Below are 14,302 nucleotides of genomic sequence, written 5' to 3' on the forward strand. Positions count from 1 at the left end.
TTTCCGGTTCATCGGCACCGTCCGTCCTTGCGGCTCCGGCAGCTCGTCGCAGGCCATGTTCAACAATGGCGTATTTGGATGAAGCCTACGCGTTCGCTCGGAGAAATCAACCGTCTTCTGCTCATGGTTGCGTGACTAAATGATTGAATTCGAAGAATTTATGACATCATCCCGAAAATGGCGCCCTCGGGCGAAATGCACGCTGTTCGCGATCGGCGGCGGATCTCCGGCAGAAATTTCGACGAGGATGTCAAAAAAGATCAAAATTAACATTTGCGTAAGCCTTCAATAACTCTCCGGTAAGAATGTGCCGTTATCAGTTGGGTCGTGGCGGCAATGACCGCCACTTCTCTGGTTCAGGTAGTGCGTACCGGAGAAAGCGAGCTTCGCCGTGTAAGGGTGAAGACGCCTGAGTTTTCGGCAAACCGCGCAGAGCCAAGGCCATGCGCGGTTTTCGCGTTTGCGGGCGGAGCTTGACCCGGGCCAAATCTTGACCCGGGATTGCTGTCCATTGTAGGCCTCGCTGAACAGAAGACGGATGCGAGCCACCATGGCAAGAGCAATCATGCTGCAGGGAACCGGCTCGGATGTCGGCAAGACGGTGCTGGTCGCTGGCCTTTGCCGGCTGGCGGCCAATCGCGGTCTGGCCGTCCGGCCGTTCAAGCCGCAGAACATGTCGAACAATGCAGCAGTCGCCGATGATGGCGGCGAGATCGGCCGGGCGCAGTGGCTGCAATCGCTGGCGGCGCGCACGCCATCCTCGGTGCACATGAACCCGGTGCTGCTCAAGCCGCAATCGGAAAACGGCAGCCAGATCATCGTGCAGGGCAGGGTGTTCGGACAGGCGAAGGGGCGCGATTACCAGCGACTGAAGCCGCAGCTGCTCGGCGCCGTGCTCGAGAGTTTCGAAAAAGTGGCTGCGGGCGCCGACCTCGTTATCGTCGAGGGAGCGGGGTCGCCGGCTGAGATCAATCTCAGGTCCGGTGATATCGCCAATATGGGCTTTGCGACACGGGCCGGCGTGCCTGTCGTCCTCGTCGGCGATATCGACCGCGGCGGCGTCATCGCCTCGCTGGTCGGTACGCATGCGATCCTCGACGATGGCGACCGGGCGATGATTGCGGGCTATATCATCAACAAGTTCCGCGGCGACGTCTCGCTGTTTGACGACGGCATTCGCGCCATCGAAGGCTTCACCGGCTGGCCATGTTTCGGCGTGGTGCCGTGGCTGCCGGGCGCGGCGCGCCTGCCGGCCGAGGATTCGGTCGTGCTCGAACGTCTGGCGCGGGGCGAGGCGGGTGCGCTGAAGATCGCCGTGCCGGTGCTGCCGCGCATCGCCAATTTCGACGATCTCGACCCGCTGAGAACCGAGCCGGATGTCGAACTGGTCTTCGTGCGATCAGGCGAACGGCTGCCTGCCGATGCAGGCCTGGTCGTCCTTCCCGGCTCGAAATCGACGATATCGGATCTCGCCGACTTCAGGGCTCAAGGCTGGGACCGCGATCTCCAGGCGCATGTCAGGCGCGGTGGCCGGGTGATCGGCATTTGCGGCGGCTACCAGATGCTCGGCCGGACGGTGCACGATCCGCTTGGGCTCGAGGGCGGGACGGTCGAGACGCCGGGGCTTGGGCTTCTCGACGTCGAGACCGAGATGGCGCCGGAGAAAACTGTGCGCAACAGCCATGCCCGCTCGACCGAATACGACGCGCCGCTGGCCGGCTACCAGATCCATCTCGGCATCACCCGCGGCCCGGATTGTGATCGGCCTTCGGCGATTATCGACGGCACGCCCGACGGGGCGCTTTCGGCCGACGGCCGGATCATGGGCACCTATCTGCACGGCCTCTTCGGCAGCGACGCCTACCGCGCCCGGCTGCTTCAAAGCTTTGGGCTCTCGGGTGAGCGGAAGAATTATCGCGAGAGCGTCGACCAGGCGCTCGACGAGATCGCCGGGGATTTGGAACGTCACCTCGATGCGCGTTGGCTCGCCGGGCTGCTCGGTTAGGCCAGGATGTGTCCCGGGTGGGGCGGTCACACTGCCATCCGGTGTCGCCGTTCTGCTCTTGCCAAATTAGTTGACTGAGTCCATTAATTGTCGCGACGGACCCTTTGAGAACGACGAAAACCATGAGCATATTGGATAGATTTTCACTGGCAGGTCAGGTGGCGCTGGTGACCGGCGGCGGTCGTGGGCTGGGCTTCGAGATGGCGCGCGCCCTGGCCGATGCCGGCGCGCATGTCATCGTCAACGGACGCACGGCGGCGACGCTGGAAGGCGCGGTCAGGACCATCCGGGCTGCGGGTGGCACGGCGGAGGCCGCTGCATTCGACGTCGCCGACCGCGAGGCTCAGCGTGCTGTGATGGCCGATATCGACAAGACCCACGGCCGTCTCGATATTTTGATCAACAATGTCGGCGCCCGCGACCGACGGCCGCTGGCCGAATTCGACGATGATGCGATCTTGGAGTTGCTGCGCACCGATCTGGCGGCGGCGATGACGCTTTCGCGGGATGCTGCCGTGCTGATGAAACGGCGTAATCACGGCCGGCTGATCGCGGTGACCTCAATCAGCGGCCATGTCGTCATGCCCGGCGACTGCGTCTATCCGGCGGCCAAGCAGGGCCTGACCGGTCTGATGCGCGGCATGGCGGTCGAATTCGGCCCGCACGGCATCACCAGCAACGCGATTGCGCCCGGCTGGTTCGCCACCGAGACGAACGCGGCAATGGCTGCGAACGAGGAATTGATGCCCTTTGTGCGCCAGCGTATCCCGGTTCAGCGCTGGGGACGGCCGGACGAGATCGCCGGCGCGGCGCTTTTTCTGGCAAGCGCCGCCGCTTCCTTCGTCAACGGCCACGTACTGACGGTGGACGGCGGCATGACAGTCAGGATGTGAGATATCGGTAGGCGCTGCGGCACCATCTTTCACTTCTGCGGCACTCTCACAGCTCCTCGTCGGCAGGCGAATGACTGATTGTCGTTGCCGGAGACCACGGCTAGAAATATCTGCCTGACTCGACTATTGGTTGATGTGGCAACCCCGGTGGTCATCGCCGTCCATTTGCCCGATTTCCGACCATAATCTGCGTCGGTCATTTGGAGGTTCGGAAATTAACAATCATATTCAGTGGCTTATAGAACATGGAATCACAGCTGAGCATATTGGCGAGCTGATAGCCGGATTGTGCGATCGGCTGATCGCGGATGGCTTTCCGATCTGGCGGGGAAGCATCTCGATGCCGTCTATTCATCCCATGTATGGCGGCGTCTCGGCCAATTTCGTGCGCGGCGGTGCGACCACTATCGAGAATGCCGAATATGGCAGTGCGGCAGTGCTGAATTTCGAGAAGACGCCGATCTATTTTCTTTTGGGCCGCGGCGAAACATCAGGTCGATGGAACATCGCCAAGGGTGAGGGTGTCAATGACTACCCGCAGCTTGCAGAATTCGCGCATGCCGGCGGCACGGATCACCTGGTCAGCCTGCTGGAATTCCCGAAGGAGGCTGCGCTGCGTGGCGTCAGTCTGTCTCTCACAAGCGATAGGCCGGGCGGATTTTCGGATGATCAACTGGCGATCGTCGCGAAGCTCTTCCCAGCGCTGGGGCTGGCTTGTTATCGCATTGCGGCATCGAAAACCGCATCGGATATCCTTGCCGTCTATACAGGCGCCAAGACAAGTGCACGCATCCTTGCAGGCGATATTCAGAGGGGAAAGGGAGGGGCGATCAATGCTGCAATCCTGCTTGCTGACCTGAGAAACTTCACGGCGCTGACCGAGATCTATCAGCCGGGCGAAATCGCCGGGTTTCTGAATGAACATTTCGAGCTGATCGGCTGGCATGTCGAGGAAAACTCGGGCGAGATCCTCAAGTTCATGGGCGATAGCGTGCTGGCGATCTTTCCGACCGATGCTGAAGACCCGCAAAAGGCCTGCATGGCCGCACTGGCTTCCGCAAGGAATATTCTAGAAGCCAACAAGGTGCTGAATGGTCAGCGGAGGAATGATGGAGGTCCTGACATCGGCGTCGATGTCGTGCTGCATCTCGGCGAGGTCTTCTACGGAAATATCGGCGCACGCGGCAGGCTTGATTTCACGGTTATCGGCAGCGCCGTCAACGAGGCTTCGCGGCTTGAAAAACTCTGCGGCGCGCTCGGACATCACCTTCTGATGTCGGAAAGCTTCGCCGTCACCTGTGCCGTCGCCAACGACTGTCTGGGATCTTTCGAATTGCGCGGGGTTTCGAAAGCGGTAAACGTGTTCAAGCTCGCCGACATGGTATCCTGAAACGACGATCCGGTCGGCGCGACGACGCTTAAATCTCGCCTGAGACCTCGCGGCGGCGGCGGTCGAGTTCCTCGCTGTAGCGGCGTAGCGTATAGCTTTCGCTGAGCTGGCCGATCACCTTGCGTTCGATCAGGTTGTTGACGACGGCGAGAGCTTCGCTTTCGCTCTTGTCGAAGATCGCCGCCGCCTGCCTGGCATTCATCTGCGGCTGCAGGAAATCGTTGCGGTAGTGGATGAAATCGGCAAGCGTCTTGCCCTCGTCCTGTGCGTCGGTCGGATTGGCGTAAATCTCCGGCACCAGCACGAGGCCCGCATATTTGTCGCTCTCCTCGACGAGGACGACGCGTTGGACCGAGCCGATCGGGAAGGCTTGCTTGAATTCTTCCAGGGAGATGCTCGCTTTTGCCGTCTTGACGTCGGCGCGCATCAGCTTGTCCACCGTCAGGTTGCGAATCCAGCCGACATCGTGGGCGCTGCGGATGCTTTCGCCGCGCAGGTGGAAACGCCATGTGGCGAAGGAATAGCCGAAGGTCGAGCGTACGACGAGGGACGAGGTGATGACGGCGGCGAGCACCAGCGCGGTGATCGGGAAATCGCCGGTGATTTCGAGCGCCAGGAACGTCATGGTCAGCGGTCCGCCGATAACGGCGACGGCAAGCGAGCTCATGCCGACCACGGCATAGATGACGGGGGTCAGCGTCGCATCGGCGAAATAGGGTCCGCAATAGGCAAAGAGCTTGCCGAGCAGGGCGCCCATGAACAACGAGGCGAAGAACAGGCCGCCCCTGAAGCCGGAGCCGATCGAGATCGCCGAGGCCAGGGATTTCAACAGGAAGAGACCGATCAGTGTCGGGATCGCCACCTCGCGGGAGAGGTTGAGATGCAGCGCGCCGTGGCCGGCCGAGAGCACCTGCGGCGAGATCATCGCCAAGAGCCCGACGATGACGCCACCGAGCGCCGGGCGGAAGGGTGGGGCGATCGAACTCTTGCGCGCCAGTTCCTCGACGAAGGAGACGCCCTGCATGATCAGGATACCGATGCCGGCGCAGAAGGCGCCGAGCAGCAGCGCCGGGATATAATCGGCCGGCACGACCGAGCCGAAGCTGCCGATATCGATGGTGAAATCACCATCGGCAAGCAGCCTTGCGACAAGGGTGGAAATGAGAGCTGAGACGACGACGGGTGTCAGCGACACGATCGTATAGGTGCCGATGATCAGCTCGAAGGCATAGAAGGCGCCGGTCAGCGGCGCGTTGAAGGCGGCGGCGATGGCGCCCGCCGCGCCGCAGCCGACGAGGATGCGCAGGTCGGAGCGGCGAAGCTGCAGCTTCAGGCCGAATTTCGAGGCAAGGCCGGCGGCAAGCTGGGTATAGCCGGCCTCCAGTCCGACCGAGGCGCCGAACCCGTTGGAGATCAGGTTCTGGACGGCAACGATGATGCTGTCGGTCAAGGATAGACGGCCGCCATGCAGCGCATTGGCTTCGATCGGGTCGACCATCGGCTTCTTGCGCCGTTTCGCCAGCACCAGGAGCAACAGGCCGAGCAGAGCGCCGCCGATGACGGGCGCGGTGAGCAGCAGCATCTTGTTCTCGATCTCGGATGAGCTCAGCCGCTCGCTATCGGCGATGCCGAAGACCAGCTGATGCAACTCACTGGAGACGTAGCTCATACCGGTGACGGCGAGACCCGAGATGATGCCGACGACGGCGCCCGCCAGTGACAGGCCGACCTCGCTGCGGCGGGTCAGCGCCCGCAGGCGGCCCGGATCGAAGAAAACACGCAGCGCCCGGAAACGGCGCCGATCCAATTTCATAAGCATGGCTAGACAACTAGGCGGGGAGAGGCCCGGTCAAGGGCGGAGATGGTCGCGCAGTCCGCTTGCGACGCAATTGCGGCGAAAAGCCGGCGCCCGGGACAAATATTTATGACGTAAGCCTCTGATAAATGACGATATTTTAGGTAGAGTAAGTCGTGTTGACAGGGTTGGGCCATCTCCTCGGAAGCTGACCGGCCGTCAAGGCCGGTTGACTTCACACCCCGGCTTGCCTAACCATCCCTCAACGGATGGTCGCCCGACCATCCTGACATAACGGATGGTTCCGGATCGGTGTTGCGCCCTTCCGGATGAAAAGGGAATGTGAAGGGGCGGACCCAAACCGGGCGCCTTCATCACAGCCGACCCCGCGACTGTAGAGCGGTCAGGGTCTTCCATCCGGCACCGAGCCCCTCCGGCCGGCGGCTTGCAATCATGCAAGCGGGCGGGATGGGCGATATGCCGGAAAAGCCACTGGAGATGCATGGTGATCAACCGGGGTCGGACGCCTCTAAATCTACGAATCGTCCACCTTTTCACCAATGCAGCCGGGAAGGCGAGGATGATCCGCCGGCACGATCAGGGCGACCGGTTTCCGGTCTGCCCCGATCGCGGCCGATAACCGCGAGCCAGGAGACCTGCCATTACGTGCCGGGCCAGAAGCCCACACCTGGGCACTACGCCCGTTGCCAGCACGGAGGTTGTCTTGGCTGAACGATTGAATTCAGCGCGGCCTGGTGCGGCGCTCGCGACGCCTCCAAGCAGCCCTGCAAGAGGAGTGCTTTCGGCCGGTTATGTCGAATACTCGGTCCCCCCAGCAGTCGAAAAAGGTGCACTCGGAACAAGCCACGGCTACGCACCCTCCCTGAGGAGCGTCTGAGCATGACCACCATCTTCATCCTCGGCGGCGCGCGCTCCGGCAAATCCCGCTTCGCCGAAGCTCTCGTCACCGCGACCGGCCTCGACCGCCACTACCTTGCCACCGGCCGGGCCTGGGACGAGGAGATGCAGGCGCGTATCACTCAGCACAAGGCCGACCGCGGTCCGTCCTGGACGACGCATGAGGAGCCGCTCGATCTCGTCGGTAAGCTTGGCGCCATCGACGGCGAGGGACGCATCGTGCTGATCGACTGCCTGACGCTCTGGGTCACCAATCTGATGATGGAGGAGCGCGACATGGCGGCGGAATTTGCAGCGCTCGCCGATTTCCTGGCCGCCGCGAAGGCGCGGCTCGTTTTCGTTTCCAACGAGGTCGGCCTCGGCATCGTGCCTGACAATCGCATGGCGCGGGATTTCCGCGATCATGCCGGCCGGCTGCACCAATCGATCGCGGCGAAGGCCGCCGAAGTTTATTTCATCGCGGCAGGCCTGCCGCTGAAAATGAAGGGTTAAGTTCATGAACCAGCAGAAAATTCCCGCAACCGTCATCACCGGCTTCCTCGGCGCCGGCAAGACCACGATGATCCGCAACCTGCTCACCAATGCCGGCGGCAAGAAGATCGCGCTCATCATCAACGAATTCGGCGATCTCGGTGTCGACGGTGACGTGCTGAAGGGCTGCGGCGCGGAGAATTGCACCGAGGACGACATCATCGAACTCACCAATGGTTGCATCTGCTGCACTGTCGCCGACGATTTCATTCCGACGATGACGAAGCTGCTCGAGCGCGAACAGCGGCCCGACCACATCGTCATCGAAACCTCGGGCCTCGCCCTGCCGCAGCCGCTGGTCGCCGCTTTCAACTGGCCCGATATCCGCACGCAAGTGACCGTCGACGGCGTCATCACGGTGGTCGATAGCGCCGCCGTTGCCGCCGGCCGGTTCGCCGACGACCATGATGCCGTCGATGCGCGCCGCGCCGAGGATGAATCGCTCGATCACGAAAGCCCGATCGAGGAGCTGTTCGAGGATCAGCTCACCTGCGCCGATCTCATCGTGCTCAACAAGACCGACCTGATCGACGCGGCAGGTCTTATCAGGGTGCGCGACGAGGTTGCCTCCCGCACGGTGCGCAAGCCCGCGATCATCGAGGCGAAGAACGGCGAAGTCTCGGCCGGCATCCTGCTCGGCCTTGGTATCGGCACCGAGGACGATGTCGCCAATCGCAAGTCGCATCATGAGCTGGAGCATGAAGACGGCGCGCCGCACGACCACGACGAGTTCGACAGCTTCGTCGTCGATCTCGGACCCGTTGCCGATCCCGCCGGCTTCGTCGAGAAACTGAAGACGATCATATCAACCCATGACGTGCTGCGCCTCAAGGGCTTCGTCGATATCGCCGGCAAGCCGATGCGCCTGCAGCTCCAGGCCGTCGGCAGCCGCATCGATCATTATTTCGACCGCGCCTGGGCTCCAGGCGAAAAGCGCACGACGCGCCTCGTCGTCATCGGCCTGCACGAGATGGATCAGGACGCGGTGAGGGCGGCAATCGAAGAGCTGGCATAAACCAATGCATCTGCTTCTGGCCCAGCAGGGAACGATCAGCGACGGCGAGGAGGCGATCGACCTCGGGCAGACGCCGGGCGAGATCCTGTTCCTGTCGGCTGCCGACAGCGAGCTTGCCGCGATCGCAGCCGCCCACCGCGACCGCGGTGGGCAGCATTCGCTGCGGCTCGCCAGCCTGATGAGCCTCAAGCATCCGATGTCGGTCGATACCTATGTCGAGCGCACGGCGCGGCATGCCAAGCTGATTGTCGTGCGGGCGCTCGGCGGCGCCAGCTATTTCCATTATGCGCTGGAAGCGCTGCATGCGGCAGCGTCCCGCGCCGGTGCGCTGATCGCAGTGCTGCCGGGTGATGCGAAGCCGGATGCCGGGCTCGTCCCTTTCTCCAATGTTGATCTCGACGATCTCAATGCGCTGTGGGCCTATCTGATCGAGGGTGGCGATGCCAATGCGCGGGCCTTCCTCGACTATGCCGGGGCGATGCTGGCAGGCATGGAGAAGCCGGCGCCGGCGGTGCCACTGATGAAGGCCGGCATCTGGTGGCCGGGGCGAGGGTTGATCGGGGTTGAGGAGTGGCGGCGGGTTGTTGCGGAGGAGTCTTGGCGCGTGGCTGCCTCTTTGTCCGGCAGGACAGAGGGGGGTACCTCAAACTCGACGGAGAAGATGGGAATCGAACCCACACCTTCCCCCGTCGTCGCTATCAGCTTCTACCGCGCCCTCGTCCAAAGCGGCGAAACCGGGCCGATCGAGGCGCTAGTCGAGGCGCTGGTCGCACTTGGCCTCCGGCCGTTGCCGGTCTTTGCCTATAGCCTCAAGGATCCCGTTTCGACAGGCATTCTCGAAAGCGTGTTTTCGGCACTGAAGCCCGATGTCGTCATCAACACGACTGGCTTTGCCGTCTCGGCACCGGGTGCGGATCGGCAGCCAACGGTGCTGGAGGCGAATGAGGCGATCGTACTGCAGGCTATCCTGTCGGCTTCTTCGAGGGAGGCGTGGGCGGCTTCCTCGCAAGGCCTGTCGGCGCGCGATCTCGGCATGAATGTGGCGCTCCCAGAGGTGGACGGCCGGGTGCTGGCGCGGGCTGTCTCCTTCAAGACGGCGGCGCGTTACGATGCGGCTGTCGAGACGAATATCGTCGCCAGCGAACCGGATGCCGGCCGGGTGCGCTATACGGCGGAGCTTGCCGCCAACTGGGCGCGGCTGCGGAGGGCTTGCGCCGGCGACCGGCGTATCGCGCTCGTCATGGCGAATTACCCGAATCGCGACGGTCGGCTCGGCAACGGCGTCGGCCTCGATACGCCGGCCGGCACCATCGAAGTGCTGAAGGCTATGCGGGCGGCGGGTTATCCGGTCGCCGACATTCCGGCCGACGGCGATGCGCTGATCCGCCATCTGATGGAAGGACCGACCAATTCCGGTCATGACGGTAAGATCATCCGAGAGACGCTTTCCCTGAGTCTCTACAACGGCTTCCTGGAATCTCTTCCCGATCAGATTCAGGATGAGGTGAGAGCCCGTTGGGGCGATCCCGAAGACGATCCATATTTTCGCAGGGCAGCTTTCGCTCTGCCGTTTGCCCAGTTCGGCGGTGTGCTCGTCGGTATCCAGCCGGCGCGCGGCTACAATATCGATCCGAAGGAGAGCTATCATTCGCCGGATCTCGTGCCGCCGCACGGCTATCTCGCCTTCTACGCTTTCCTGCGCCGCGAATTCGCTGCCCATGCCGTCATCCACATGGGCAAACATGGCAATCTCGAATGGTTGCCGGGCAAGGCGCTGGCGCTGTCGGAAAGCTGCTATCCCGAGGCGATCCTCGGGCCGCTGCCGCATCTCTATCCCTTCATCGTCAACGATCCCGGCGAGGGCACGCAGGCCAAGCGCCGCAGCGCTGCCGTCATCATCGATCATCTGACGCCGCCTTTGACGCGGGCCGAGAGTTACGGGCCGCTGAAAGACCTGGAAGCGCTGGTCGACGAATATTATGAGGCCTCCGGCGGCGATCCCCGCCGCATCCGCCTGCTCAGCCGGCAGATTCTCGATCTCGTCGCCGATATCGGCCTCGACCGCGACGCCGGCATAACGAAGGGCGAAAGCGAGGGTGAGGCGCTGAAAAAGCTCGACGCCTATCTCTGCGACCTCAAGGAAATGCAGATCCGCGACGGGCTGCATGTGTTCGGCGTGTCGCCCGAGGGGCGGCTCTTGACCGATCTGACCGTGGCGCTGGCGCGGGTGCCGCGCGGACTGGGTGAGGGCGGGGATGCGAGCCTGCAGCGGGCGATCGCGGCGGATGCTGGATTGAGCGGCGTCGTGCGGGGTGCCTCTATCTTCGACCCTCTCGATTGCGACATGGCCACTGCCTGGACCCGCCCGAAGCCCGCAATCGTCGCCGATATTCTCGACGCCGCCTGGCGGACCAATGGAGACACCGTCGAGCGCATCGAACTGCTGGCCGCAAAATTCGTCTCCGGCGAGATGGACTGCCCGTCCCTCTGGTCTCAAACCAGATCGGTGCTCTCCGAAATCGACACCCGCCTCAAGCCCTCCATCCTTGCCTGCGGCCCCGCCGAGATCGACGGGCTGCTTAAAGGGCTCGACGGCCGGTTCGTCGCGCCCGGGCCTTCCGGCGCGCCGACGCGCGGGCGGCCCGACGTGCTGCCGACCGGCCGCAATTTCTATTCGGTCGACAGTCGCGCCGTGCCGACGCCGGCGGCCTACGAGCTGGGCAAGAAGTCCGCAGAGCTGCTGGTGCGCCGCTATGTGCAGGATCACGGCGAATGGCCTGTCTCCTTCGGGCTGACGGCCTGGGGCACGTCGAACATGCGCACCGGCGGTGACGACATCGCCCAGGCTTTGGCGCTGATCGGCGTCAGGCCGCTCTGGGACATGAGCTCGCGCCGTGTCACCGGCTATGAGATCATCCCGCCGGCGATGCTCGGACGGCCGCGTGTCGATGTGACGCTCCGCATCTCCGGCTTTTTCCGCGATGCCTTCCCCGAGCAGATCGCGCTGTTCGACAAGGCGATCCGCGCCGTCGGCGCGCTTGACGAGGACGAGGCCGACAATCCGATCGCAGCGCGCATGCGCGGCGAGGCCGCAAGGCTTGCCGCCGCCGGTCTGGACGAGGTCTCGGCAAGGCGCCGGGCGGGCTATAGGGTCTTCGGTTCGAAGCCTGGTGCCTATGGCGCCGGCCTGCAGGCGCTGATCGACGAAAAGGGCTGGGAGCGGCGCGCCGATCTCGCCGAAGCCTATCTCGTCTGGGGCAGCTATGCCTATGGCGCCGGCGAGGAAGGCAAGGCCGAACGCGGCCTGTTCGAGGAGCGGCTGCGCTCGGTGCAGGCCGTCATTCAGAACCAGGACAATCGCGAGCACGACCTGCTCGACAGCGACGATTACTACCAGTTCGAGGGCGGCATGGCGGCGGCGGCCGAACAGCTCGCCGGCGCGCGTCCTTCGATCTATCATAACGACCATTCCAGGCCGGAAAAGCCGGTGATCCGTTCGCTCGAGGAGGAGATCGGCCGCGTCGTGCGCGGACGTGTCGTCAATCCGAAATGGATCGCAGGCGTCATGCGCCACGGCTATAAGGGGGCGGCCGAGATTGCCGCCACCGTCGATTATCTCTTCGCCTTTTCGGCGACGACGGGGGCGGTCGGCGCTCATCATTTCGAGGCGGTCTACCAGGCCTTCGTCGCCGATCCCGCCGTGCGCGATTTCATGATCGAGAAGAACCCGGCTGCATTCGACGAGATGAGGGAGCGGCTGCGCGAAGCCGTCGACCGCAGTCTTTGGACGCCGCGCAGCAATTCGGCCCAGTTCGACCTGGCCGCCAGACAACAGAATGAGGTGAACCAATGAGTGACGAGACTCCTGACAGCGAGATCGCAGAAGCCGGGACCGGCAAGGACGATGCGCGCCACGCCGAGAAGATGGCGAAGAAGAAGGCGGCGCGCGACAAGATCATGGCGACTAAGACCGACGGCAAGGGCCTGATCATCGTCCATACCGGCAAGGGCAAGGGAAAATCATCGGCCGCCTTTGGCATGATCTTCCGCCACATCGCCCACGGTAAGCCCTCGGCCGTTGTGCAGTTCATCAAGGGTGCGATGTGGACCGGCGAGCGCGACCTGATCGAGAAGCATTTCTCCGATCTCTGCCAGTTCCACACGATGGGCGAGGGTTTCACTTGGGAAACGCAGGACCGCGCCCGCGATGTCGCGGCCGCCTCGGCCGCCTGGGAAAAGGCCAAGGAACTGATCCGCGACGAAAACAATTCCATGGTGCTGCTCGACGAGATCAACATCGCGCTGCGCTACGACTATCTCGACATCAACGACGTCGTCGCCTTTCTGAAGACCGAGAAGCCCGCGATGACGCATGTCGTGCTGACGGGGCGCAACGCCAAGGAGGAACTGATCGAGATCGCCGATCTGGTGACCGAGATGGAACTCGTCAAACATCCCTTCCGCTCCGGCGTCAAGGGCCAGCCCGGCGTGGAGTTCTGAGACGGTCAGCTGAGCGCGAGGCTGCGCAGGATGGCCGCCGTTTCCTCATCCGCCGGAAAGAAAGATTCGACCGCGAGTTCCGACAACGTGATGTCGACGGGTGTGCCGAAGACCGTCGTTGTCGAAATCAGGGAAAGCAGGCCGGCCTTGGTCGAAAGTTGAAGGGGAACGGCGATGCCGGCATAGTCGGTATGGACCTCGCCGGCAGTTTTAGGCGCTGGATAGGATAGCAACTCCTTCAAAAGCTTGTCCAACATTAGATCGCCCGAAGCCGAGAACTGTTGGCGCAGCCTGCTGATAAGGTGGGCGCGCCATTCGGAGAGGTTTTTGACATGGGGCGCCAATCCTTGTGGATGCAGGCTGAGGCGCAGTACGTTGACGGGTGGCGAGAGCAAGGACTGGTCGGCAACGCCTGAGAGCAACGGCGCAATGGCCGCATTGGCTGCGATGAGTGTGCAGTGGCGGTCGATGGCGATTGCTGGGAAGGGCTCGTGCCCTTTCAGCACCATGTCGATGGCGCGACGGGCCGGTTCCAGTGCGGGATCATCCAGCTTGCGTTCGGCAAAAACAGGAGCGAAACCCGCCGCGAGCAGCAGCGGGTTTCGATCGCGAAGGGGCACGTCGAGCCGTTCGGCAAGATGCAGCAGCATGTCGCGGCTTGGTGTCGAGCGCCCGCTCTCGATGAAGCTCAGATGCCGCTGCGAGATCTCCGCCTCCAGCGCGAGGTCGAGCTGACTCATGCGGCGGCGCTGGCGCCATTCGCGCAGATGGTCTCCAAGCGAGCGGGCGGTCGGCGACATCAGGCGGCTTCCGGCAGCAAATCTATGAAACCGCGCACGGATTTCAGCTTGCCGCCTTCGAGCTCGGCGAAATCTGTGCCCTTGATCAGCGCTTCGCCATTTTCCGGGCCGAGCCCCCAGGAGAAGCGCAGGTTATCGCCGTAGCCGTCGGCCGCGCCGATCAGGGCGAAGCGGAAACCGGGGAAGCGGCTTTGCACCGCCTCGACCAGCGAATTGATCTGCTCATGGCCTTCACCGCGCATCAGTGGGTCGATATAGGTCGCGGCTTCGCTCCAGCTCTCGGCGATGAGGGCGCGGCGGCGAGCGGCATCCGTCTCATTCCAGACGGCGAGATAGCGCTCTGCGTTGTTGTTTGCGTCATTCATCAGGTCATCTCCTCTTGATCGCCCGTCAATTCCAGGCAGCCCGATCATGCGGGAAGGCGATGTACCGTATCAATTACGCCAGAGGTAATG

Annotated in this window: 10 protein-coding genes and 1 riboswitch; of the genes, 7 read left to right on the forward strand and 3 right to left on the reverse strand. The window is 63.0% G+C overall.

Annotated elements, in window-relative coordinates:
- Nucleotides 1-550 precede the first annotated feature (550 nt).
- The 3 genes from FHT75_RS23115 (at nt 551) to FHT75_RS23125 (ending at nt 4,288) form a co-directional block, all read left to right on the forward strand.
- Nucleotides 551-2,005: a cobyric acid synthase gene (locus tag FHT75_RS23115; protein WP_063475078.1), complete on the forward strand. Its 1,455-nt coding sequence runs from the start codon at nt 551-553 to the stop codon at nt 2,003-2,005.
- Between the two features lie 122 nt (nt 2,006-2,127).
- On the forward strand, nt 2,128-2,898 hold the full coding sequence (locus FHT75_RS23120) for an SDR family oxidoreductase (RefSeq protein ID WP_047610293.1): 771 nt from the start codon (nt 2,128-2,130) through the stop codon (nt 2,896-2,898).
- A gap of 133 nt (nt 2,899-3,031) precedes the next feature.
- Nucleotides 3,032-4,288, forward strand: coding sequence for an adenylate/guanylate cyclase domain-containing protein (locus tag FHT75_RS23125; protein ID WP_063475077.1), 1,257 nt, complete (start codon nt 3,032-3,034; stop codon nt 4,286-4,288).
- A gap of 28 nt (nt 4,289-4,316) precedes the next feature.
- On the opposite strand, the gene FHT75_RS23130 is transcribed toward FHT75_RS23125, so the two are convergent.
- Nucleotides 4,317-6,107: a chloride channel protein gene (locus tag FHT75_RS23130; protein ID WP_028756557.1), complete on the reverse strand. Its 1,791-nt coding sequence runs from the start codon at nt 6,105-6,107 to the stop codon at nt 4,317-4,319.
- Between the two features lie 258 nt (nt 6,108-6,365).
- Nucleotides 6,366-6,762, forward strand: a riboswitch (cobalamin riboswitch).
- Between the two features lie 221 nt (nt 6,763-6,983).
- Between FHT75_RS23130 and cobU the strand changes: the two genes are divergently transcribed.
- From cobU to cobO, 4 genes are read left to right on the forward strand one after another with little or no spacing between them, the layout of a single operon-like run.
- Nucleotides 6,984-7,493 (forward strand): bifunctional adenosylcobinamide kinase/adenosylcobinamide-phosphate guanylyltransferase, encoded by a 510-nt coding sequence (gene cobU / locus FHT75_RS23135; RefSeq protein ID WP_028756558.1) that lies wholly within the window; start codon nt 6,984-6,986, stop codon nt 7,491-7,493.
- 4 nt (nt 7,494-7,497) lie between these two features.
- The gene (cobW, locus tag FHT75_RS23140) at nt 7,498-8,547 is read left to right on the forward strand and encodes a cobalamin biosynthesis protein CobW (protein ID WP_028756559.1); all 1,050 of its coding nucleotides are present in this window, start codon (nt 7,498-7,500) and stop codon (nt 8,545-8,547) included.
- Nucleotides 8,548-8,551: 4 nt separating this feature from the next.
- Nucleotides 8,552-12,400, forward strand: a complete 3,849-nt coding sequence (gene cobN / locus FHT75_RS23145; protein WP_063475076.1) for a cobaltochelatase subunit CobN — start codon at nt 8,552-8,554, stop codon at nt 12,398-12,400.
- Nucleotides 12,397-13,047 carry a cob(I)yrinic acid a,c-diamide adenosyltransferase gene (gene cobO / locus FHT75_RS23150; protein WP_063475075.1) on the forward strand — a complete coding sequence of 217 codons (651 nt, stop codon included), beginning with the start codon at nt 12,397-12,399 and terminating at the stop codon, nt 13,045-13,047. Before cobN ends, cobO begins: the two co-directional genes overlap by 4 nt.
- 5 nt (nt 13,048-13,052) lie before the next feature.
- Here cobO and FHT75_RS23155 read toward each other — a convergent pair whose 3' ends face one another.
- Together FHT75_RS23155 and FHT75_RS23160 are read right to left on the reverse strand one after the other, a co-directional pair.
- A complete protein-coding gene (locus FHT75_RS23155; RefSeq protein ID WP_183844997.1) occupies nt 13,053-13,847 on the reverse strand; it encodes a helix-turn-helix domain-containing protein in 795 nt (264 codons plus the stop codon).
- Nucleotides 13,847-14,212, reverse strand: coding sequence for a nuclear transport factor 2 family protein (locus tag FHT75_RS23160; RefSeq protein WP_028756563.1), 366 nt, complete (start codon nt 14,210-14,212; stop codon nt 13,847-13,849). Before FHT75_RS23160 ends, FHT75_RS23155 begins: the two co-directional genes overlap by 1 nt.
- Nucleotides 14,213-14,302: the final 90 nt, after the last annotated feature.

Origin of the sequence: Rhizobium sp. BK112, from assembly GCF_014193215.1 — a bacterium.
Lineage (GTDB): Bacteria > Pseudomonadota > Alphaproteobacteria > Rhizobiales > Rhizobiaceae > Rhizobium > Rhizobium anhuiense.

Bases quoted from the DNA above. Each gene is read 5' to 3' on its own strand.
- FHT75_RS23115 (WP_063475078.1), top strand. From the start codon at position 551: ATGGCAAGAGCAATCATGCTGCAGGGAACCGGCTCGGATGTCGGCAAG.
- FHT75_RS23120 (WP_047610293.1), top strand. From the start codon at position 2,128: ATGAGCATATTGGATAGATTTTCACTGGCAGGTCAGGTGGCGCTGGTG.
- FHT75_RS23125 (WP_063475077.1), top strand. From the start codon at position 3,032: ATGTGGCAACCCCGGTGGTCATCGCCGTCCATTTGCCCGATTTCCGAC.
- FHT75_RS23130 (WP_028756557.1), bottom strand. From the start codon at position 6,107: ATGCTTATGAAATTGGATCGGCGCCGTTTCCGGGCGCTGCGTGTTTTC.
- cobU (WP_028756558.1), top strand. From the start codon at position 6,984: ATGACCACCATCTTCATCCTCGGCGGCGCGCGCTCCGGCAAATCCCGC.
- cobW (WP_028756559.1), top strand. From the start codon at position 7,498: ATGAACCAGCAGAAAATTCCCGCAACCGTCATCACCGGCTTCCTCGGC.
- cobN (WP_063475076.1), top strand. From the start codon at position 8,552: ATGCATCTGCTTCTGGCCCAGCAGGGAACGATCAGCGACGGCGAGGAG.
- cobO (WP_063475075.1), top strand. From the start codon at position 12,397: ATGAGTGACGAGACTCCTGACAGCGAGATCGCAGAAGCCGGGACCGGC.
- FHT75_RS23155 (WP_183844997.1), bottom strand. From the start codon at position 13,847: ATGTCGCCGACCGCCCGCTCGCTTGGAGACCATCTGCGCGAATGGCGC.
- FHT75_RS23160 (WP_028756563.1), bottom strand. From the start codon at position 14,212: ATGAATGACGCAAACAACAACGCAGAGCGCTATCTCGCCGTCTGGAAT.